The following is a 19702-nucleotide window of genomic DNA, read 5'->3' on the forward strand; positions in this document are numbered from 1 at the left end:
AGTTCTTAGTGCTTCAGCACATAGAAATAATGAGAACGAAGCTAAAACAAATCAGAAATAACCAAAAGACTAAAAAGGAGGAGACAGATAATGACATTTATTGGATTAAACATAGCGGAGTGGGCAGCTCTTCTCGCTATTGTCTCGACGTTATTTGCTGCAATGGGTCGATTGTTTAATCAGTTTCAACAACACATCACAGCGCCTTTAGTTGAGGCCCTTAACAAGTTGAGACATGAAATCGGTCAGTTGGAACGACAACTAGTATCTGAGTTTAAACGGATTGATGCTAATGCTGAGGCCCTAGCGCAACGTGTGGGGCGTATGGAAAAGGTGCAGTCAAAGGAAGGTCCAGTACCAGTAAGGGAGGAAAATCATGACAATGATTGTCGAGTTATTAACGAATGTTAGCCGTAATTATATTATGGCCTTGGCGGTGACTGTTTTTTTAGTGGTCGAAGTGATTAAATTAACAGACTGTTTGTCACCAAAAGTTCTACCGGTGATAGCTGGGGTGGTAGGAATAATGATTGGTTGTTGTGTGGGGGTCATTTTTGATGAGGAGCTAGTGAAAACAGGGCTTAATGAGTTTATTGCCGGCTTATTAGCAGCGGGGAGTGTTGATTTTGCGAAAGCAGTGTGGCATTTGCCAGAGGTCTTTAAATGAGTCGACCTAAGCCACTTATTATCGATATGAGTGAACATCAATTGCCATCGGCCATTAACTATGATCAACTGGCAGCATCAATTGATTTAGGGATTATTAGGGTTCAATATGGCAGTTTATACCAAGACCGTTATTTTGATCAGCATCTGAGTGAGTTGAAAAAACGAAGGGTACCCGTTCACGTTTATGCCTGGGTAAGGGGCATTAGCTATCAAGATATGAAAAAGGAAGGGGCTGATTTTTATCAGCGAGCCAGTCCTTACAAGCCAGCTTTTTGGTGGTTGGATGTGGAAGAAAGGTCTATGGCAGACATGGTTGGCGGCAGTGAGTCATTTCGCCAGCAGTTAAAAGAACTAGGGGCCGGGAAAGTCGGAATTTACATCGCCAATCATTTGTATCATCCCTTTGGTTTTACTCAACAAGCAACACAGAAGTATGACGCCTTATGGCTACCAGCGTACGGACAAAATACAGGGCAATACAACGGGGCTAATCCGACAGCTATAAACGAGTATGATTTCCATCAATATACCAGTAATGGTCGGTTAACTGGTTATGCGGGTCCTCTTGATTTATCTCGGTTAGCCAGTAAAAAATCTTTTGGTTTTTTTACTGGCTCAAGTGTCACTGTAACTTCTCCACCTTACAAATTAGGGGATCAGGTAATGATAGAGGGTGTTTACGAAAGTTCTGATTCGTGGGTTAGGCTGAAACCTTTTAGAAATACAGGAAAGATAACGGCTATTCGTCAGGGGGCCAAGAATCCCTTCTTATTGGATAATGGCAACTTAGGCTGGGTGAATGAGGAAGTCATTGTTAAGCGAATAGCGCAAGAGGAGAATGTCTATCGAGTCAAACAAGGAGATACACTTTGGGGAATTGCTCAAGGGCTCGGTATCCGATGGCAGTCTTTAGCGGCACGGAATCAACTGGCGGATCCTAACCTAATTTTTCCAGGGCAAGAATTATATTATAAGTAGACAAAGACAGAAAGGAATGGAAAATTGTGAAAGACATAACAACAGAGTCGTTGATTAAACGGGAGAAATCGATTATTGTATCAGCGGCCCAATTGGTTAAGGAAGTTCGGCTAGCAAAAGATATCAGTCAAGATGAATTATGTGAACGAGTTGATATGAGTCGGCAACACCTATCTAAAATTGAAAATGGGCACATCAAGAAACTGGATTTAAATTGTTTGGATCTGTTGATTAATGGCTGTGGTGAAAAATTGGAATTGCAATCTAGTTATATTAACAAGCTACAGTTGTCCCATCAAACGGAAAAGGAAGATCAGGTGTTGATCACATATAGTCAAGGGCGAATTGAGGTCGCGGAAGAGTTACTGGCTGAGATTAGACGCTGGCAATACCCACCAGAGCATCTTCGGGCAAGGTGTAAACGGAATATGGCCATTGCTATTAGTTATTACTTTAAGGGGCGTCACAGCTATAGTCAAAATAAGATGAATGAGATTGTCATGGGGCTGTCGTTGATTGGTTGTGGCGAAGAAGCGGAGCGTTTTATTGAGATGTATTATCGGATTGTCAAAAAAGGGGAACAAAATATGACGGAAAAGACGTTAGTGAAGAAAGGAGTCTTATCATGATTATTTGGGAAGGAACGGATGTGGTCTGTTGTTACAATGTGGCAGCTCAAATGGAGCTTAAGCGAATTCGGTTTGTTCATCTGCCAAAGAAGCCAGATCCTGAGAAGGTCGTGGCTTTTGCCAATTTATTGTTAGAGGTATTGCCAACGAGCCATTCGAAAGACTCGTCAGTTATCATCACACGAACACGGTATGTATAAGGAGGAGAAAGCAATGGCAAAAAAATTGTATTTGTATTTTACTAATGAAGATGAACAGCCGACCACGATTGTTGTTCATGAACCCAATCAAAATTTAGATGCAGTAGCTGTTCGTCATTTTATGGAACAGGTGATAGCTATGGAGTTGTTTGAGCATAAGGGTCAACGGAAGTACGCCCATATCAAAGGGGCGAAGTATTTGGATAAGAAGACAGAAATATTGTTGTAAACAGGTAAAAAGAAAGTTTGAATGAAGTAAGTACGGATAAAGTAACTTATAGTTAAGGCTGGGCTATTACAAAATTGATTCTTAATTTTGCGATGGCTCTTTTGAATGTTGTTCAATTGGCTATTGAACAAGTAAAGATGAAAACTTCGTAAGTACTAGGAGGGTTTCAGCAATGAGAAGTTGCAGAAATTTGATGATTCTAGGCCTAAAATTAGTGAGAGAAGTACAGCTTATTCTTGCATAACCAGAGGAATTGTAATGTCATGTTATACTCCAATCGACTAGCGGTTGGACGAACCTGTTTTTTTCAACCATATAATAATTATTTTGTGATTTACTGTAGTAATCCGATGATTAACTCTGTTGTGTAATCTTTCGTACCGTAGAAACCTTCTGATGTGTTAAGAGAGCCATTTTTGACGTGTACACTCTGTTGAAGAGATAGATTCTAAAGGTTTAATTTGAGCCCCACAAAGGGGCTCATTTCTTTTATTATTGATGACATATTCAGGGATTAACTTTAAATCTGACCTGTATGGATTACACACTCTAATTTACGAATGTTAGTAAGTACTGTCGATTCTGCCTTAGAAGTAGACGATGATATGCTCGTAATGAAGAAAAAGTGATTTGGTTTAATAATTCCAGACGGATGGTTGAGCTTGAGTCAATCGTTTAATTGCCAATTAATGATAAGAAATTAATTGGCAAGAGATTATCAGAATAGCCTTACGGTTTAAGCGCTACTGTCGTTTTAATCTGATCAGATAATCGCTTAATCACTTTTTAAAAAGGATAATACTGACTTGATTGCAAGCGAGAAAGAATGACTCGTGGCTGTCTTATTGTCAAAAATGGGATGAGTCGACTTTTTTAGAGTAGATGCAATAGGTTGAATATCTGATAAGGCTACTGGACCTGACCGTCTCCAATCACCAGGGGCAACTTCGCTAAAAAGAAAAACCCTGTTAAGTTGAATTTCAGCAATTTGACCGTTTTTTAAGATAGCTAAATAGACTTTGAAGGAGGAGATGAGTGAATCTACTACCAATGAATCGACTATATGATGAGTTAGCCAACGTGAGAATGTTTACAGCAAAACAACCCCCGCCTTATATTAAGTTTATTCATGTTTTCCCAGAACCAGGGATGGCGAGAGTTATCAAGAAGCTTGTTAAGCTTGGATGCGGTCAATAATACTGGCAACTCTTGATTTATCATGTTATAATGATTATGCAGAAAAGAACATAGAACGCACTTAACCCCTGAAGAGGTCGGATTCTTCAGGGGTTTTTTAGTGGGCTAATGTCGCCTAGTTCAATTTTACTTCTTGTTTCGAGTGTTTAGCCAATACTCAAATAGAGCTACTAAAAGCCCTACAAGAAGGGGACAGAAAAATGCTAAGAACATAGAACACACCACCTTTCAGTCGCAAGACTGTCGGATAGGCGACACTCTATTATACCTTAAAACGAAGCTGTGAAACAGTTGGATTGAGATTAAATGGGAAACTAATGTTATACTTGGTAGTAATAGTAAGACAAATATGATTATGATATGGGGAATAATATTGGAAAATAAATTTACAGATCAACTAAGCCAGTTACAGAGTGGTGAAATTGATAAAATTGAAGTGACTCACAGTGAATTTATGGAATTCCGATCAATATGGAATCTGAGAAGTGATCGCAAGTTTTTTAGAGGACAGGCGCAGCACGGGGGCCACACAACCTATGTTTACGACACATCTGTTGTATAATTGTTAGAGAAAATATTCTGATGATGGAAGGAGCTGTTTTGATAGTGGAAATACCAATTAGATTTAAGAAGGAACTTGAGGAAATGGATATGATTTACTCAACTATCCAGGACATAAGGGTATTTAAGAACAACTATGATCAGCTCTTATTAAATAAATGTGAACGAGATAACCTGGGGCGCATTGTTGGTGATTACCCTTGGAACTTTGTTTCAGGTAACATCATGATGCAATTGAAAGAAAACACCCCGTCTGAAGGAATGACAATTTCAATTGATTTTAGTAAGTTCGATACCTTCACAGAATTAGACGATAAGAGAGTGAATTGTGGCCAAGTCAGTCACGTATTTACTGAAGAGGAACCTTACTGGCGCTTATCATTCAATTAGGACCATATATGGTCTTAATATAAAGGAGAGTATATGACAGCATTAGACGTTTATGCAGCAAGGTAAAATTTAACTATGTATCACATTTCTAAAGTAAGTGGGCTCGCTCCGTCTACTATCAAGAACGCTTTTAAGAAGACAATGGGCCAAACGACGATTAGAACTTTAGAAGCAATCGCAAAAGCGGCTCAGGTTGATCCAGGGGCATTGTTGAATGAGTTACTTGAGATCGAAAAAAATATAACCAGAGAAAAATTAACGACTATTAATGAGTGAATCAAGCAACAGTTACTGGAACTTGGCTCCACAATAATAGACTAAAAAGCCTACAAAACCAATTGTTTAGTGGACTTTTTTCGTAAACCAGATTGGACCAAATTTATTGTGTATAGCTGGGTAGTTCAATTATTGATTCGACTTTACTGCTGCTTTTCATAGGCGCATTTTATAATCAAGTTAGCCACTTGAGATAAAAAATAACGTCATAGACAACTTTCATGTATTATTGAGGTTCTGGCACCAAACAATAAAGGTTGAATGAATTTATCAACGCACCACAAGCCAGTTGTGTTGTGGTGGCCAAAATCGATGTATCCATTCACATTCTAGACGTTTCTTTAAAAAAAAGAAAGGTCTTTTTTTATATGGGTTATGAATGCAACTCAATAGCATTGGAATTCTTATAGAGTTGCATTAGCGTTATGTTAAAAACTATAAAGTATAATACGCGGTCGGTAATATCTATTTTTCTTCTTTGTCTATTTCTTCAATACTCTTTATTTCTCCATTATTGCTTTTGAATTCAGGTTTTTTTTCAAAAAAATCCAAAGCGCGTGAAAAATGATTTTTGTATATTCCAGCATTAAAGTTCATATCTTTGTGGTTGTTTACGTAACCAGTAATATGAGGAATACCTGTAGGATTAACTTTTACATTGGTAAAAGTTACAGAATTAATATCTTTGTAGTTATATCTTAAATATTTTTCTATACGAGGTCCTTCCTCACTGATTAATTGGGATTTTTCAATTTGCTTTTTCAGGTACACTCCTCCTAACACTATTAATGCAATACTAAAGATAATTAGAAAGGTCTTTTTTTTCATAATACCTCCTGTATAGTGAATCTTTTATATCTAATATACAGGAGGTACGAGTATGACACAATTAACTGATGAACAATATTTTGATTTAGCAGATAAAGTATACGAAGATAAGTATTTAAAACCTGGACAGACCATTATTTCCGATACTGGAAATGATTGGGTAGTCATCAATTCAGTAAATGATCCCAGTGGTTTACAATCAATCGCAGTAGTTCCCCTCAAAGATTATCAAAATATGCAATCAGGAAAGATAAAGGATTATCCTAATGTCATTTTTTCTGCAAGAGGAAGTCAAACTGATGATTTGTCTGAATTCAATAAGGATTGGATAGAAACAGATGGTGGATCATTAGGTACAGGCGGTAAACCTAGCGATTTAAAAGATGCGTATGGACTAAATGTAAGTGGTGATAAAAATAAACCAGCCTACAGTGAGGGGTGGAATCAGTTTCCTCAGCTAGATGATGAGTTAAAAAATATGGTTAGCAACAATCAATTTTTAGGTATGGAACGTTTCGTAAATGAGACATTAAAAAAGAATTCAATCAAAGATTATTCATTTACTGGACACAGTTTAGGCGGTGCCTTAGCACAATACATGGCAGTTTTAACGGATAAGTACGCGACAACTTTTGCGGCTGCAAAAGCCTATCGATTATTACCGCCTGAATTACAAAAACTAGTTGATCAAGGCCATTTCAATTCTAAAATTGTTGATTATCGTCATTCATGGGACCCCGTTGGCCACGTCCCCTTAGGAGAAATCATTGGAAGGCGATACGTAGTCCCAAGTGGGGCAATGACTATTCTTATTATCGGTCATATGAGGGGGTCTTTCCAAAATATGTTTGATAAAGATGGGGCAATGTTATTGGATGAACTTTTAGGTGGAAGTATAGCAAGAAGTGAAATTGCTCTTTTCAATCATCTAAGGCAAATAGGGAGTTTAAAAAGTCAATGGGGATCTCGTGGCCCAATGACAGAAAACCAAGAAATATTTTTGGATCAATCGGAAGCCATTGCTGTTTTGAGTAACACACAAAACGTTGTCCAATCCAGTTTAGACACATTGATGGTTATTTATGACGGCGCAAGTAACGACGCTCAAGATTTATGGACCAAAACACTTAGTAGTGCTGAAGGGATTGGAGCTAATTTAAACTATTCAGAAGTAATCGATGCTCTAGAACGTGGAACCGCAACGGAATCTTTCATAGTGAGAGAACCTCAAGCCAACCATGACAAGAAAAAAGCCGAATTAAAGGAAATAGTTGCATCGTATGATCAACTTATTCACCAATTAACTGAAAGTATTTCAAAAATGGCACAACATGATAGTCAAATAGCAAGTGCATTACAGTCATTAAGCTAAAGGAGACCCTATGGATTTAAATCAATTAGAAAACACCTATTTAGAGGACAGAAAACACTATAATGACCAATTAGAAGAACTTCATTATTATAAAAAACAAGGAGTTATGGCCATTGATGATTTAGCGGAGAGAAGTCATTATTATCTACGTCAATTGGATTCAGACGAAGTAGATTTCTCGCAAGTACATCATTATTTAGAAGGTGAGCGTTCAGCGTTTGAATTGAGTATAAAAAAAGAAGAAATTAAAATAAATTCAACATTAGAAGAGCTCGAAACACATTATAAAAGAGATCGACAGCGCCAAGAAGAAAGAGGGGTGGATAAAGCTTGAGTAATTGGACCGGAGGCACCTTAAATCCAGAAGTAGCTCTTTTAAACATGAAGAAGACAATGGAGAAGAATTTGATTGTAACGTTTGTCGCAATTGCTGCTAGTACTAGAAGCAGACAAAATGAAAAAAGAGTTCAAGAAAAAGTGGCGGACATACAAGAACAGACTAAAGAGAGTTTAACAGCAATTTTAGCTTCATTAGAATCATCACTAAAAGGGAAATTTGGGAAACAGGCCAAGAAGCTGTTAAAAGAAAATGCTAAGAAATTCAAATAAAGAAGATGTTTATTACTATTATGAATCTCTTCTGGCAATCACTGAGTGTTATGTTCCTGTAATCGTTCGTTTTAGAGATTGACGTGCTTGGAAATCTGAGGTTGATTCGCTGTAAATTTACAGCGAGATGTGTTATAATTATCTAACGAATAGGAGCTGATTAAAATGGAAGTAATCAAACCTAGTACCATTTTAAGAAATTACAACAAAGTAATTGATGAGGTTCAAGATGGAGAGCCACTAGTATTAACGAAAAATGGTGTTGGAAAAGTTGTGATGGTTAATATTGACGAATGGCAACGAAAACAAGCTGAGATATGGTTATTAACGGAATTGAATCGAGCTGAACAAAATTTTGGTTCAGGGAAAGATATTGATGAGTTTGCTAAGAAATATAAATTAGGTAATTTTGGTGAGTGACTATCAAGTAAAAACGAGTCACCAGTTTGATAATGATATTGATCGAATACAACGATATCTGTCACAGGGAAACTATTATGAAAGTACGATAAAGGAAATTTTTGAAACAATCTATCAAGATTTGGTGAGACTCCGATCAAGTCCTCGAATTGGGGCAAAACTTAGTAATAAAACAAGTATTGAAAACGACTATCGTTACATAGTTAGTGGAGAGTACCTCATTTTTTATAAAATTTTTGAAAACGAAAAGATTGTCCGTGTATATCACGTTTATCATGGTAGAGAGAATTATCTCGTCAAACTAAATCTGAATTAGAATCAGGATGAAGGACGGCTTAAGTCTCCTAATTACTATCAACAAATCAAATGATTGAACGCACCACAACCTTGTTGTGGTGCGTTCATCAGAACTGTCATACCCCACGTAGAATAAGGCATCCCTCTATTTTTGGAGTGACGCCTTTTTTGATTGTGAATGCAACTTTAATCCATTGTGTAGAGTGATAAGTGTTGTTCGCACTCTATCAAAAATATGAGTTTTTATAGCTTGAGGGAGGTGTGATAAAATCAACTGTCAATTTAATTTTATTTGATATTATTAGACTATTAACTATAGCGATAGCTATAATAATTAATTAAGAACGTATTATCATCAATGGATAAATAGCCTTCACTTTCTAAATATGTAGGTAATAACGCAATTCCTTTACCAATAGATACTAAATTTGGTTCTGTTGCAAACTTAAAAAAAGAAAAGTCAGTGCTTCTCATCAGGTCATTTTAAGATGGTAAACCCATTAATTGTTTGAGTTCATTGCATACTGAAAAGTCGAAGAGGTTTCTTCGATTTTTTTTGTACAAGGCGTGGACCGTTTCCAGCCCTTTAATCGTAGCAGAAGCGGTCCTTATGAACCGATATAATTTGTGTCTTTTCTTGATAGATCGATGATCTTGTTCAAGGATATTATTCAAGTATTTACTGGTTCGGTGAATCGTTGACTCAAAAAAACCATCCGCTTTTAGCCGTTTAAAAGCGCAAGCCAGCGATGGCGCTTTATCAGTGACGGTTCACCAAATTGTTTGATTAATCGCTTGAAGAAGGCGTAGGCGGCCTGACTATCACGTTTCTTACGTAGCCAAATATCGAAGGTTAGCCCAGAAAAATCAATCGCACGATATAAATAGTGCCACTTGCCCTTCACTTTAATGTAGGTTTCGTCCATTCGCCAAGAATCACTTGCTGTGCGATTTCTTTTTTTCCAAAGACAGTAGGCGACTTGACTATACTCTTGAACCCATCGGTAGACAGTTGTATGGCAGACGTCAATTCTACGTTCACGAAGGATCTCTGAAACGTCACGGTAACTTAAGTTATACCGTAGGTAGTAGCCTAAGGCTACCATAATAATGTCTTGCTTAAACTGTTAGCCTTTAAAATGGGCCATAACTGTTCTCCTTAGATTCTGTTTCTTTCCATTTTACACCAGATGATCTCTTTAGAAAATCTTTGCAACAGAACCGTATTCCGTATAGTTTGAATGAATCAAGAAATCTCCTCTTTCATTCATTGTTAATTACTCTTATAATAAGAATAGTTAATAGGAGGTGTCTATTTGTCTAATTCTGAAATTAACGCTATCACGAGAGAATCTATTTATCTTGCGCTTCAACAATTGCTTGAAACGAAAGCCTTAGCAGAGATAACCGTTACTGAAATAACCTCTAGAGCTGGAGTTTCTCGAATGGGTTACTATCGAAATTACCAGAGCAAAGAAGAGATTCTTTTGGCTCATCTGGATGAATTATTTATTAATTATTATTTAGACCTAGAAAAATTACCTAAAAAAGAGATTTTTGAGTTTAGTTTACACTTTTTCAACTATTTTGAAGATCATCATCAGTTAGTTGAGTTATTAATTAAAACGGCACTGACTAACGAATTATTATTAAAGTTTAAAAACTATCTTGAAAAAATCATAAGTGAACTATTACAGATGGACTATTTCCAATTACACTCAACTGAGACTTATGAAATTCACTTTCTAGTTGGGGGGTTATGGAATTTGTTACTAAATTGGATTTTAGATGAACGTCCCCATCCTAGCGAGCACATGGCCCACATAATTGATGATTTGGGACTGACAATCTTAGGTAAATAATTGGTGTAACAATTACTCTCTCTTTGTCACAGCACCACCATTTTCTATAGTAAACAAAAAATAGCTATGATATACTCTCGATGTTACGAATGTAACGTCAGGGAGTATATCATAGTTTTTTTAGAAAGGAAGTGAAAGTGATGAGGATTTTTGGTTTAAGTTTGGCGGAAGTGGCGGCCCTTTTAAGTGTGGTCTCCCTTGTAGCGGCAGGAATTAGCCGCTTTTATCATCGGTTTCGGACAACTATCAGTGCCCCGCTGATAGAGGCCATGGATAAGTTAAGAGTGGAAATCAGTCAGCTGGAATACCATGTGGTGACGGAATATGAAGGCTTAAAAAACCGAACAGACGATTTAGACGAACGGTTGCGTCTTCAAGAACGGCGATTAAAAAAGAAGGAAGGGACATTTTATGACGATTGTCGATTGGTTGACCAAGGCTAACAGTAGCTATCTAGTGGCTTTGGCGGTGACAGTTTGTTTGATTGTTGAAGGGGTGAAAGTCAACGGAGTGCCAGCTAAGTGGCTGCCATTGGTAGCTAGTCTGGTTGGCGTCATCATGGGCCTAATCATTGGGCTGATTTATCAGGAGTCGCTAATCATGACCTGTCTGGATGGATTTATTGCAGGTTTGCTAGCAGCAGGTAGCTATGATTGGCTTAAAGCGGTCTGGCAGTTGCCTGAGGGGGGCAAATGAATCGGCCACGTCCACTGATCCTGGACATCAGTGAGCATCAACTACCGACTCAGCTTGATTATGCTCAGTTGGCCCAGGCGATTGACTGGGTAATTGTTCGGGTACAATATGGCAGCTTGCATCAAGATCGTCATTTTCAAACCCACTTAGCTGAGTTTAAACGCTTGAAGGTTCCGGTCAATGTCTATGCTTGGGTTCGTGGGATCAGTGAAGCCGATATGATCAAAGAAGCGGAAGATTTTTATCAGCGGGCATCCTCCTTTGAGCCGATGTTTTGGTGGTTGGACATTGAAGAACGTTCCATGTGGGAGATGGTCAACGGCTGTGACTGCTATCGGCGCCGTTTAAAAGAGCTGGGTGCGCAAAAAGTCGGAGCTTATATTGCAAACCATCGTTACCATGAGTTTGGTTTTTCAGCCCATGGAACCCAAGTATATGAGGGACTTTGGCTACCGACTTATGGGCAAAATACAGGCAGCTATGACGGTGATAATCCAACGTCTGCAGCTGGTTATGATTTGCATCAATACACCAGTAATGGTCGCTTACCGGGATACAATGGCCCCTTAGATTTGTCTCGTTTAGCTAGCAATAAGCCAGCGAGTTATTTTACAGGCAGTTCAGTCGTGAAGCCAGCTTATCAACTGGGGGAGATCGTCCAAATAACAGGAATTTATGACAGTTCCACGTCCACCCTTCAATTACGGCCATTAAAGGCTCAAGGAAAAATTACGCGAATCATTCAAGGTGTAGCGAATCCTTATTTATTAGATGATGGCATGGGGTGGGTCAATGAAAAAGTCATGTTCAAGCAAGGAACTATCGACCGGCACTACGTGGTGACATCAGGTGACACTTTATGGGAGATTGCCCAAAGGTTAGGGGTCAGTTGGCAGACATTGGCACGAATCAATCAGCTAGCAGATCCAAACCTGATTTTTCCAGGACAACGGTTAAATTATTAAGCGTGGCGTGTAAAAAAGGAGGAATTTAAGTTGAAAAGAAATCAAACGATGACGCAACTGCTTAAGCGTCACCCTGTTCACTTAGAGGTGGCCCAATTAATTAAGGAATTGCGTCAGGCTAAAGGCATAAGCCAAACTGATTTAAGTAAGAAAGCGGCTATTAGCCGACAATTTTTATCTGAAATTGAAAACGGGCATCGACGTCAGTTAAATTTGATTAAAGTAGAGAAGTTGATAAATGCCTGTGGTGAAAGCCTGTATATCACCTCAAGCTATGAGAACCCTTTGCAAATTTCAGATCAGACGGAAAAAGAAGATCAAATACTACGAGCCTTTTCATTAGGGCAAACGGAGTTAGCGGAATCGTTATTGGCAGAAATCCGGCAATGGCGATACCCTAGTGAACAACTTATGGCCAAGTGCAAGCGTAACATGGCGGTGGCCATCAGTTATCATTTTAGAGGAAATCCCAAATTCGCCTACGGAAAAATGAATAATATTGTCATGGGCTTAGGTTATTTGGATTGTGGTGAAGAAGCGGGCTATCTCACTGAAATATTTTATCGGATTATTAAGAATGGCGATGAAGAATTGTTTAAAAATTATTTGAATGCCCAGAAAGGAGCCTTATCATGATTATTTGGGAAGGAACAGATGTGGTCTGTTGTTACAATGTGGCAGCTCAAATGGAGCTTAAGCGAATTCGGTTTGTTCATCTGCCAAAGAAGCCCGATCCTGAGAAAGTCGTGGCTTTTGCCAATTTATTGTTAGAGGTATTACCAAAGAGCCATTCGAAAGATTCGTCAGTTATTATCACACGAACACGGTATGTATAAGGAGGGAAAGCAATGGCAAAAAAATTGTATTTGTATTTTACTAATGAAGATGAACAGCCGACCACGATTGTTGTTCATGAGCCCAATCAAAATCTAGATGCAGCAGCTGTTCGTCATTTTATGGAACAGGTGATAGCCATGGAGTTGTTTGAGCATAAGGGACAACGGAAGTATGCTCATATTAAAGGGGCGAAGTATTTGGACAAGAAGACGGAAGTGTTGTTATAAGAGAAAAGCCATGACCTCTTAATTAAGAAGGCCATGGCTTTTTTATTTCCTTCCAACAGAAATATCATTGATTATGTTCAATAATTTTTTCCAGTCAGAGGATGAGGGATAAGGAGAAAAGTGGATCACATTGTCATGAGCCAGATTTAATTTATTTGAACTAACGAGGACAATATCATAGTTGTCACATTCGTTTTGAAAATCCAGTAACGTCTGAGAGTCAGAAACATGGATTGTTAAGTTAGCTTTTGAGTGAGAGGGAATCATCTCCTTAATAATTTCACCGTAGCCCGGCTCAAAGGCACTGGAAATTAACAGTGAAATTTTAGGCTGAGACAGTAATACTTGGTCTAATAAATTGTCCCATTGTGTCACAACTAGCTGCAAGGTTTGATTTAAAGAAACCGTTGTCCAAGCAAATTCATCGTAAAATTTGAAACGACTGATTTCTTCCACTAAAACGGCCATCAAAAATGTATAGTCTTTTGAAACAGAACATAAAAATTCGCGATGTTGATCAAAAAGAATGTAATTGGTATCGCCAAATAGAACGTGGTAGTTCACTAGTTTCCTAATAAGTGTGTCTAAATTAGGGATTTCAATGCCTAAACGTCTGGCAATTCGATCGAAGAGCTGTTTTAACCGAGTAACTAAGAGGGTTAATTCTGGTCTATCAGTCATTGCTTTAGTAAGTGCCTCGTATGAATAGAAAAAACGATCTCGTAGAAATAGAGAGAAAATTTGTTCTACTATTGGGATGGACCAAGGCAAACCTGTACTTTGAGTGAAATAAGTGGTGTATACATTGCTGTTTAGTAAATGTAAAAAAACAGGATGCTGCTGAGCTGATTGATCAAGGAGTTCAAGGCTATAGCCAGATTTTTCTCGTGTGACGACAATCACAAAAATAAAGGTAACAAATTCCAATTCATAATAGGAAAGAGATAGGTCGCCCTGGGCGTAACACTCTATGACGGTATTCTGAAAGGCTTGGATATCTTCAATTGGGTGAGGCAAGGTTAATAAGCTGTACTTCTCTCTTAGAAAGCGAAACATAAAGTTTCGAACCGTGAGCTCATCACCGATTAGGCTGTGGTATTTAGTTGAAATACGCAGGTCTATTTTTTTTTCTCTAAATTTTCGGTTCAGTTTACTGATGACACGAGTTGTAGTTGATGGACTGATATAGAGTTTGTCAGCTAATTGATTAGTGGATAGCCCACTGTGAAAAAAAACAGTTTCTAATAGTAAGAACTCGTAGGCAGTCCCGTAGACATGTTCATAAATGTATTCAAAACCTAAGTGAGTAGGGAGCTGAAGCAGCAAACCTTTAATAGGATCGTATTCAATTTGAACAGGTGCAAAGTCCTGATTAATGGTTGGAATAATATGTTGTATCGTTCTTATAGGATAGCCAGTTGATTTGGCCAAATCTGAGACCAAGACCCAATCATCGGCATCGTATAAGCGCTCAAGAATGGTAACATGGCGCAAGGTTGAGTTATTTAATATGGATTTCATAAGGTAATCTCCTTCAAGGAAGTCTAAAAATCAAAAAATAACTAGAGAGTTCGTTATTTATAATCTGATGAAAACTAACTAAAAAATATCACAAAAATATAAAATTGGCTAGAAAGAAATATTGAAAGTAGAGATAAAAACATTATTAGGGGAGTTTTTATACATGGTAATCCTGACTTTTGTCAAAAAGTGGAGTAAGTGCGCAAAACGTGATGAAAAATTAAGTGGAATACGTGATAAGCTTTTTGGTGTTCGACAATCAGTTAATTCGAACTTGCTAAATATGGAAAGATAACTAGAGATAATGTTACGACACAGACCTTGACTTACTGACTGAAATGGATTTTTCTAAAAGTTGATAGTCAAGGAAGTGATAATCGATATAAGGAGAGACCTAATATGACCGTATTTGGTTACGCCCGAAAAGGCTATCCATCAGAAATTACAACTCAAATCAATCAATTGATGTGTTACGCATGTGATAAGATTTTTGTCGAAAATATGAATTTTGATGAGGATGAAGAACAAAAGAAATTAGTAAGTGAATTATTGCCAGAGGATGTTGTAGTAGTTGTTAGTTTAGCTGTTTTCGGCAAAACCTTAAGAGAATTAACCGTATTTTTTGATGTCTTATTCGACAAGAAAATTCGAGTGATTAGTTTAGAAGACAAGATTGATTCCCACCATCATTACTCATTTAGAGAGATTGCGATAGCGTTGTCTGAGGTTGACTCCAAGTTTAAGAGTCAGAATACTAAGCAACGATTGGCGATTTCTAAAAGTTTAGGAAAAAGCTTAGGCAGGCCGACGATTAGTGATGAGAAAATTGAAAAAATACAGCAGTTGCACCGTCAGAAGCGTATGAGTTATCGAGAGATTTCAGATTTTTGTCAGGTATCGATTGGCTCCGTTCATAAATATCTGAAAGCAGAAGTTGAAGTCTGATAAGGCACAGACTGCGGCAGCAAACAAGAGAGGTTGTTAGAATGAGTAACATGCAGAAGAGCTTAGGTGGAATTATCACCATATTAATCATCGGGCTGAGTATGGGCTGGTCCCATCCCGTAGAAGCTGAGGAACCGAATCCTCTAGGTTTTACGGTACAGGCGATTCGCCCGGATACACAAGTAGAATCCAATAAGTCCTATTTCTTTATTGAAACAAAACCAGGGGTTTCACAAGTCTTAAAAATACGTTTAAAGGGAATGAAGAAGGAACCGGTCACCATAAAAGCTTCGGTTGCTAATGGGGTGACGGGTATGTCAGGTAATCTTGAGTACGATAGTCAGACAGATGAGTTAGACTCCAGTTTGGAACATCCTCTAACAGAGTTTACCCACTTTAGCGAAACGGATATCACCTTGGAAAATTTCGAAGAAAAAATAATCGAAGTGACGGTGACACCACCAGAAACGTCTTATGAGGGAATTAAATTAGGGGCCTTAGTTTTTGAATTAGTGGAAGACCGTCAGAATGATGACAAAAAAGCAGTGGCGAATAATTATCGCTACCGAGTTGGCTTACTAACGACAGAGACCGGTGAGGACTATGAAGATGCTAAGAATCTGGATTTATTATCGGCCAAATTAGGGATAACGTTAGGACGAAAACAAGTCTCGACGATGATTCATAACTCCGATCCTAAATTAGCCGAAAAATTGACAGTTGAGGCGAAGGTTACTAAAAAAGGGTCAGAGACGGTGTTAAAACAACAAAAAGTAGAAAATGCCAGAATGGCACCTAATAGCACGTACAATTTTCTGATTGACTGGGGCGTTGACCGGGTTCAGGCAGGAGACTATGTAGTCAAGATGACAGCTAAAACAGACCATGGGGAGTGGGCTTGGGAGAAAGGCTTTCGTGTCTCAGATGATGAGGCAAGGACCATGAATGAAGAGGCTGCGTTCAAATTAGTATTGCCTAAATGGGTTCCAGTTAGTGTGGTACTGACCCTTTGTGCAATGGCTGGTATCACTATTTTATTAATGTTGAGAAGTTCTAAGTGGCAAAAACGCTTAAAAGAGCGTGCTAAAAAAAGAAAATCGAAACAAGATAAGAAGCGAAAGAAACGAGCATGAAAGGTGGGAGAGTGTGATTGAGAAAGTGAAAAAGGGTGTCGCCATGATAATGATGGTTGGTATTTTACTGTTAAGTGGGGGGGGCCGGGTCTATGGTGAAGAACAGGCAAATGTGGGAATTGGCTTTAATGATAGTCCGACTAAATTGCCTGACACAAAACTTCCCGATGATAACACGCCGAAAGCTGGGGTGCAACCAAGTGTCACAAAAGGACCACTACTTCCTCAAACGGGGGAAATGATGACTCATTTGGGGATTCTTATTAGTGGCATGATTGTGATTATCTTGATGTTTGTGATGGTTTTAGACAAACAAATTCATTTGTCAGAGGACTGAAACTAAAGGAGTGGATTAACAATGAATGTCTATATATGGCTCTATTTATTAGGAACGGGTGGTGTGATTGCCTTAGGGTTATTTTTAATCACGTTTAACCGAGACAATGTACTAGTTAAAAAGTTGAAATTGAATCGCAGTAAAATTTGGTTGAATTGGGTGCTGGTGGCAATGTCCATCCTCTGTTTTGGCTTAACCTTCTATTTATTTTCTGTTATTCAACATCAATTGGCCTTATTTCCAATGTAAAAAAGTAATTCAACAGTTTACTACGATAACTTCTCCTTAATGGAATCAGCGGTACAGATAGAATAGGAGAAATGAAATTGAATAAAAAAGTATTGGGTAGTTTAGTATTAGCATTAGCATGTGGGGCAGCATTATTGCCTAAAGAAGCCAACGCACAAGGTGTGGCAGAAACAGGTGTTGGAATTGGGTTTAGTTCTGGTGGCACAACGATTGTTCCTGGACCTTACGAAAATCAATTGAGTTTAATTAGTCGTCCTACGGCTTTCCAATTTGGCACAACGAACGATTCAAGTGAAACAACTAAAGCTTACGATCAAGTTGTCGATGAGAAGCAATACCTTTCTGCTTATGAGGATCGTGATGAAAAAACTAAATGGAGCGTCAATGCTCAAATGTCAGATCTTAAAGCAGCAGATGGCGCCACTAATTTAGCGGCAACGTTAAGTTTTAACACAGCAACTGTTAGTACATTTAAACTGGTAAAAGACGAAGATGGCATGTTCCCGAAAATTGTTTCTGAATTGCCACCATTAGTTGATTATGCCGGCACTGCCGTTCAAGGGTTTAAGAAAGTTAATCTTGAAGCGGGATCAACTGCAAGTACAGCTGTTATGACCGCTACAGCTGATGCCTTGGCAAAAGGTGAGCATGGTGGTTTTGCTGCAGAAGTGAAAAACGTTCAACTATTAGTAAATGGTGATCAAGAAACTAAAGGAAAAGCCTTTAGCGGAACGGTTACCTGGTCATTGGATGACACTAAATAAGTCGTATTATCGACAAATCGTATGTTAATCGTAGAATAAATAGTAATCAAAAATAGAAAACAGCCCTTGTTTTCTTTTTGGATGAAGTTATCGTAGTAAGCTGTTGAAAATAAGAATCGTTAAGGAGAAGTGAGATGAAACGACAAATAAGTAGTCTGTTCTTAGTGGGAGTCTGTAGTGCCAGTTTGTTGCCAGTCGTCGTCTTGGCGGATAGCTCGGCGTCAGATGTAACGGCCAATGTTGAGGCGGGAACGGGTGCGGGGGAGCCGGAAGAGCCAATTATGACCAAACCGGGCCACACAAATGGTGAATTTGTGATTAAAGCTGTCTCTGATTTTTCTTTTCCCTCGGTGCCTATTGGAGAGACACGTTCAGGGACAATTGAAAAGGATAAAGCTTATGGCATTGAGGTAGTGGATGTAACCGGAAGTGGAACGGGCTGGCACGTCAAAGTGACTTTACCTTCCTTAACAGTTGCCGATGGGGCTAATAAAGGTGAAGAACTGAAAGGCTGGGAGTTAACTATCCCTTCAGCAGAAATCACTTCAAAAAATAGTTCACTGGCTGCAGAAGAGGCGCCAGTTGGCAAAGTTGTTAATTTATCGGCCAATGTTTCGGCAGTGGTCTTTGCGGCCGAGGCTGATAAAGGGATGGGACGCTACACGAATATCTTTGAGCGGTATCGCGCAGGGCAAACGCCAACACGAACAACGGGAGTTCAGTTAAGCATTCCCAATAGTGCACGTAAAGCGGCGTATAGTGGGAAATTAGAGTGGACACTGTTAAATGTCCCGAAAAGTTAGTCAATATGGAGGGGAAGAGAATGACCTTATGGACATGGCTGAAATGGGGACTAGGGGCTGGATTTCTCATAACAGGGCTAGGTTTAGACGTTATGGCAACACCAGTTAATTCAGAGCTGCAAGCCCATGTAGAAGAAGGGAAGGACACACCAGTTCCTCCCCTCTTTGGGGTTGACCCAGAAGATGCTGAAAACAAAGGGACGGCTACTCCTGGATTGTTAAAAATAGATCGAGTGCCTAACTTCCATTTTAATAATGTGATTGCCAGTGGACTTTATCAAACAGAGTATGCCAGTAATACGAATCCCTATTTGCAAGTCTCGGATTTTCGTGGCAGTTTAGGAGGGTGGAGTGTCTCCGCTAAAATTTCTGATTTTGTCTCAAAACGAACGGAAGAGGACACTAGAGCCTATTTACTAAGTGGGGCGACGCTGACCTTACACCAAGGGGCCGTTCAAGAATACGACTCTGTTTTTGCTGCATCACCAACTAGTTGTAACGTCACATTAAATAAGCAGTATCAAGAGGTGACAGGAGCTGTGAAAGGAACTGGACAAGGGATATGGGCAACAAGATGGCCGAGTAGTCAAAGGGTTAATCATCAAATTGAACTGTCAATATTGCCAGAAACGGCACAGCCTGGAAGAAATTACGAAGCAATAATTACATGGAAACTTTCAGATGTTCCTCGTAGTGAGTGATGGAAAA

The 19702-nt window shown here is 38.8% G+C and carries 32 protein-coding genes and 1 pseudogene; 29 read left to right on the forward strand and 4 right to left on the reverse strand.

Annotated elements, in window-relative coordinates; genetic code table 11:
- Positions 1-90: 90 nt before the first annotated feature.
- The 7 genes from RWN13_RS15830 to RWN13_RS15860 all read left to right on the forward strand — a co-directional run bounded on the left by RWN13_RS15830 (position 91) and on the right by RWN13_RS15860 (position 3902).
- Positions 91-411 (forward strand): hypothetical protein, encoded by a 321-nt coding sequence (locus tag RWN13_RS15830; protein ID WP_314065573.1) that lies wholly within the window; start codon positions 91-93, stop codon positions 409-411.
- On the forward strand, positions 377-667 hold the full coding sequence (locus tag RWN13_RS15835; RefSeq protein ID WP_314065574.1) for a hypothetical protein: 291 nt from the start codon (positions 377-379) through the stop codon (positions 665-667). Before RWN13_RS15830 ends, RWN13_RS15835 begins: the two co-directional genes overlap by 35 nt.
- A complete protein-coding gene (locus RWN13_RS15840; protein ID WP_314065576.1) occupies positions 664-1647 on the forward strand; it encodes a GH25 family lysozyme in 984 nt (327 codons plus the stop codon). Before RWN13_RS15835 ends, RWN13_RS15840 begins: the two co-directional genes overlap by 4 nt.
- Positions 1648-1673: 26 nt before the next feature.
- Complete coding sequence (locus RWN13_RS15845; protein ID WP_314065577.1) at positions 1674-2276, forward strand: helix-turn-helix transcriptional regulator; 603 nt, start codon at positions 1674-1676, stop codon at positions 2274-2276.
- A complete protein-coding gene (locus RWN13_RS15850) occupies positions 2273-2476 on the forward strand; it encodes a hypothetical protein (protein WP_314065579.1) in 204 nt (67 codons plus the stop codon). The genes RWN13_RS15845 and RWN13_RS15850 overlap by 4 nt, the downstream gene beginning before the upstream one ends.
- Before the next feature lie 13 nt (positions 2477-2489).
- Positions 2490-2705, forward strand: coding sequence for a DUF2922 domain-containing protein (locus RWN13_RS15855; protein ID WP_314065580.1), 216 nt, complete (start codon positions 2490-2492; stop codon positions 2703-2705).
- A 1035-nt stretch (positions 2706-3740) separates the two neighbouring features.
- Complete coding sequence (locus RWN13_RS15860; RefSeq protein WP_314065582.1) at positions 3741-3902, forward strand: hypothetical protein; 162 nt, start codon at positions 3741-3743, stop codon at positions 3900-3902.
- Positions 3903-4028: 126 nt separating this feature from the next.
- Here the strand turns inward: RWN13_RS15860 and RWN13_RS23695 are convergent, their stop codons facing one another.
- Complete coding sequence (locus RWN13_RS23695) at positions 4029-4115, reverse strand: type I toxin-antitoxin system Fst family toxin (protein ID WP_399553688.1); 87 nt, start codon at positions 4113-4115, stop codon at positions 4029-4031.
- 160 nt (positions 4116-4275) lie between these two features.
- Here RWN13_RS23695 and RWN13_RS15865 point away from each other — a divergent pair, with 160 nt between their 5' ends.
- From RWN13_RS15865 to RWN13_RS15875, 3 genes are all read left to right on the forward strand, one after another.
- On the forward strand, positions 4276-4464 hold the full coding sequence (locus RWN13_RS15865; protein WP_314065584.1) for a hypothetical protein: 189 nt from the start codon (positions 4276-4278) through the stop codon (positions 4462-4464).
- 44 nt (positions 4465-4508) lie between these two features.
- A complete protein-coding gene (locus RWN13_RS15870; protein WP_314065585.1) occupies positions 4509-4853 on the forward strand; it encodes a hypothetical protein in 345 nt (114 codons plus the stop codon).
- Positions 4854-4928: 75 nt separating this feature from the next.
- Positions 4929-5129 (forward strand): hypothetical protein, encoded by a 201-nt coding sequence (locus RWN13_RS15875; RefSeq protein WP_314065587.1) that lies wholly within the window; start codon positions 4929-4931, stop codon positions 5127-5129.
- Positions 5130-5594: 465 nt separating this feature from the next.
- On the opposite strand, the gene RWN13_RS15880 is transcribed toward RWN13_RS15875, so the two are convergent.
- Positions 5595-5957 carry a DUF1433 domain-containing protein gene (locus tag RWN13_RS15880; protein WP_314065589.1) on the reverse strand — a complete coding sequence of 121 codons (363 nt, stop codon included), beginning with the start codon at positions 5955-5957 and terminating at the stop codon, positions 5595-5597.
- A gap of 52 nt (positions 5958-6009) precedes the next feature.
- Between RWN13_RS15880 and RWN13_RS15885 the strand changes: the two genes are divergently transcribed.
- The 5 genes from RWN13_RS15885 to RWN13_RS23700 all read left to right on the forward strand — a co-directional run bounded on the left by RWN13_RS15885 (position 6010) and on the right by RWN13_RS23700 (position 8674).
- Positions 6010-7329 carry a hypothetical protein gene (locus RWN13_RS15885; protein WP_314065591.1) on the forward strand — a complete coding sequence of 440 codons (1320 nt, stop codon included), beginning with the start codon at positions 6010-6012 and terminating at the stop codon, positions 7327-7329.
- A 10-nt stretch (positions 7330-7339) separates the two neighbouring features.
- Positions 7340-7663 carry a hypothetical protein gene (locus RWN13_RS15890; RefSeq protein WP_314065592.1) on the forward strand — a complete coding sequence of 108 codons (324 nt, stop codon included), beginning with the start codon at positions 7340-7342 and terminating at the stop codon, positions 7661-7663.
- The gene (locus RWN13_RS15895; RefSeq protein WP_314065594.1) at positions 7660-7938 is read left to right on the forward strand and encodes a hypothetical protein; all 279 of its coding nucleotides are present in this window, start codon (positions 7660-7662) and stop codon (positions 7936-7938) included. The genes RWN13_RS15890 and RWN13_RS15895 overlap by 4 nt, the downstream gene beginning before the upstream one ends.
- Before the next feature lie 165 nt (positions 7939-8103).
- A complete protein-coding gene (locus RWN13_RS15900) occupies positions 8104-8358 on the forward strand; it encodes a type II toxin-antitoxin system prevent-host-death family antitoxin (protein WP_314065596.1) in 255 nt (84 codons plus the stop codon).
- Positions 8351-8674, forward strand: coding sequence for a type II toxin-antitoxin system RelE/ParE family toxin (locus tag RWN13_RS23700; RefSeq protein ID WP_399553685.1), 324 nt, complete (start codon positions 8351-8353; stop codon positions 8672-8674). The genes RWN13_RS15900 and RWN13_RS23700 overlap by 8 nt, the downstream gene beginning before the upstream one ends.
- Before the next feature lie 464 nt (positions 8675-9138).
- Here RWN13_RS23700 and RWN13_RS15905 read toward each other — a convergent pair.
- Positions 9139-9761 (reverse strand): annotated as a pseudogene (locus RWN13_RS15905) (IS6 family transposase).
- Between the two features lie 210 nt (positions 9762-9971).
- Between RWN13_RS15905 and RWN13_RS15910 the strand changes: the two are divergent.
- The 7 genes from RWN13_RS15910 to RWN13_RS15940 all read left to right on the forward strand — a co-directional run bounded on the left by RWN13_RS15910 (position 9972) and on the right by RWN13_RS15940 (position 13242).
- On the forward strand, positions 9972-10517 hold the full coding sequence (locus tag RWN13_RS15910) for a TetR/AcrR family transcriptional regulator (protein WP_314065598.1): 546 nt from the start codon (positions 9972-9974) through the stop codon (positions 10515-10517).
- Between the two features lie 140 nt (positions 10518-10657).
- Positions 10658-10960 (forward strand): hypothetical protein, encoded by a 303-nt coding sequence (locus RWN13_RS15915; RefSeq protein WP_314065600.1) that lies wholly within the window; start codon positions 10658-10660, stop codon positions 10958-10960.
- Positions 10929-11213, forward strand: a complete 285-nt coding sequence (locus RWN13_RS15920; protein WP_314065602.1) for a holin — start codon at positions 10929-10931, stop codon at positions 11211-11213. Before RWN13_RS15915 ends, RWN13_RS15920 begins: the two co-directional genes overlap by 32 nt.
- Positions 11210-12178, forward strand: coding sequence for a LysM peptidoglycan-binding domain-containing protein (locus tag RWN13_RS15925; protein ID WP_314065604.1), 969 nt, complete (start codon positions 11210-11212; stop codon positions 12176-12178). Before RWN13_RS15920 ends, RWN13_RS15925 begins: the two co-directional genes overlap by 4 nt.
- Before the next feature lie 30 nt (positions 12179-12208).
- Complete coding sequence (locus RWN13_RS15930; RefSeq protein ID WP_314065606.1) at positions 12209-12814, forward strand: helix-turn-helix domain-containing protein; 606 nt, start codon at positions 12209-12211, stop codon at positions 12812-12814.
- The gene (locus RWN13_RS15935; RefSeq protein WP_314065608.1) at positions 12811-13014 is read left to right on the forward strand and encodes a hypothetical protein; all 204 of its coding nucleotides are present in this window, start codon (positions 12811-12813) and stop codon (positions 13012-13014) included. The genes RWN13_RS15930 and RWN13_RS15935 overlap by 4 nt, the downstream gene beginning before the upstream one ends.
- A gap of 12 nt (positions 13015-13026) precedes the next feature.
- The gene (locus tag RWN13_RS15940; RefSeq protein WP_314065610.1) at positions 13027-13242 is read left to right on the forward strand and encodes a DUF2922 domain-containing protein; all 216 of its coding nucleotides are present in this window, start codon (positions 13027-13029) and stop codon (positions 13240-13242) included.
- Positions 13243-13284: 42 nt separating this feature from the next.
- On the opposite strand, the gene RWN13_RS15945 is transcribed toward RWN13_RS15940, so the two are convergent.
- A complete protein-coding gene (locus RWN13_RS15945; protein WP_314065612.1) occupies positions 13285-14763 on the reverse strand; it encodes a helix-turn-helix domain-containing protein in 1479 nt (492 codons plus the stop codon).
- A 399-nt stretch (positions 14764-15162) separates the two neighbouring features.
- Here RWN13_RS15945 and RWN13_RS15950 point away from each other — a divergent pair, with 399 nt between their 5' ends.
- From RWN13_RS15950 to RWN13_RS15980, 7 genes are all read left to right on the forward strand, one after another.
- Positions 15163-15708 carry a recombinase family protein gene (locus RWN13_RS15950; protein ID WP_314065614.1) on the forward strand — a complete coding sequence of 182 codons (546 nt, stop codon included), beginning with the start codon at positions 15163-15165 and terminating at the stop codon, positions 15706-15708.
- Positions 15709-15749: 41 nt separating this feature from the next.
- Complete coding sequence (locus tag RWN13_RS15955) at positions 15750-16841, forward strand: DUF916 and DUF3324 domain-containing protein (RefSeq protein ID WP_314065616.1); 1092 nt, start codon at positions 15750-15752, stop codon at positions 16839-16841.
- Positions 16842-16854: 13 nt separating this feature from the next.
- Complete coding sequence (locus tag RWN13_RS15960) at positions 16855-17178, forward strand: hypothetical protein (RefSeq protein WP_314065617.1); 324 nt, start codon at positions 16855-16857, stop codon at positions 17176-17178.
- Between the two features lie 21 nt (positions 17179-17199).
- On the forward strand, positions 17200-17427 hold the full coding sequence (locus RWN13_RS15965) for a hypothetical protein (protein WP_314065618.1): 228 nt from the start codon (positions 17200-17202) through the stop codon (positions 17425-17427).
- A 71-nt stretch (positions 17428-17498) separates the two neighbouring features.
- The gene (locus RWN13_RS15970) at positions 17499-18191 is read left to right on the forward strand and encodes a WxL domain-containing protein (RefSeq protein ID WP_314065620.1); all 693 of its coding nucleotides are present in this window, start codon (positions 17499-17501) and stop codon (positions 18189-18191) included.
- A 134-nt stretch (positions 18192-18325) separates the two neighbouring features.
- Positions 18326-18994, forward strand: a complete 669-nt coding sequence (locus RWN13_RS15975; RefSeq protein WP_314065621.1) for a WxL domain-containing protein — start codon at positions 18326-18328, stop codon at positions 18992-18994.
- A 20-nt stretch (positions 18995-19014) separates the two neighbouring features.
- Entirely contained in the window at positions 19015-19695 is a 681-nt protein-coding gene (locus RWN13_RS15980) for a WxL domain-containing protein (protein WP_314065623.1), read from the forward strand.
- Positions 19696-19702: the final 7 nt, after the last annotated feature.

It is taken from the genome of uncultured Vagococcus sp. (assembly GCF_963518325.1).
GTDB lineage: Bacteria > Bacillota > Bacilli > Lactobacillales > Vagococcaceae > Vagococcus_D.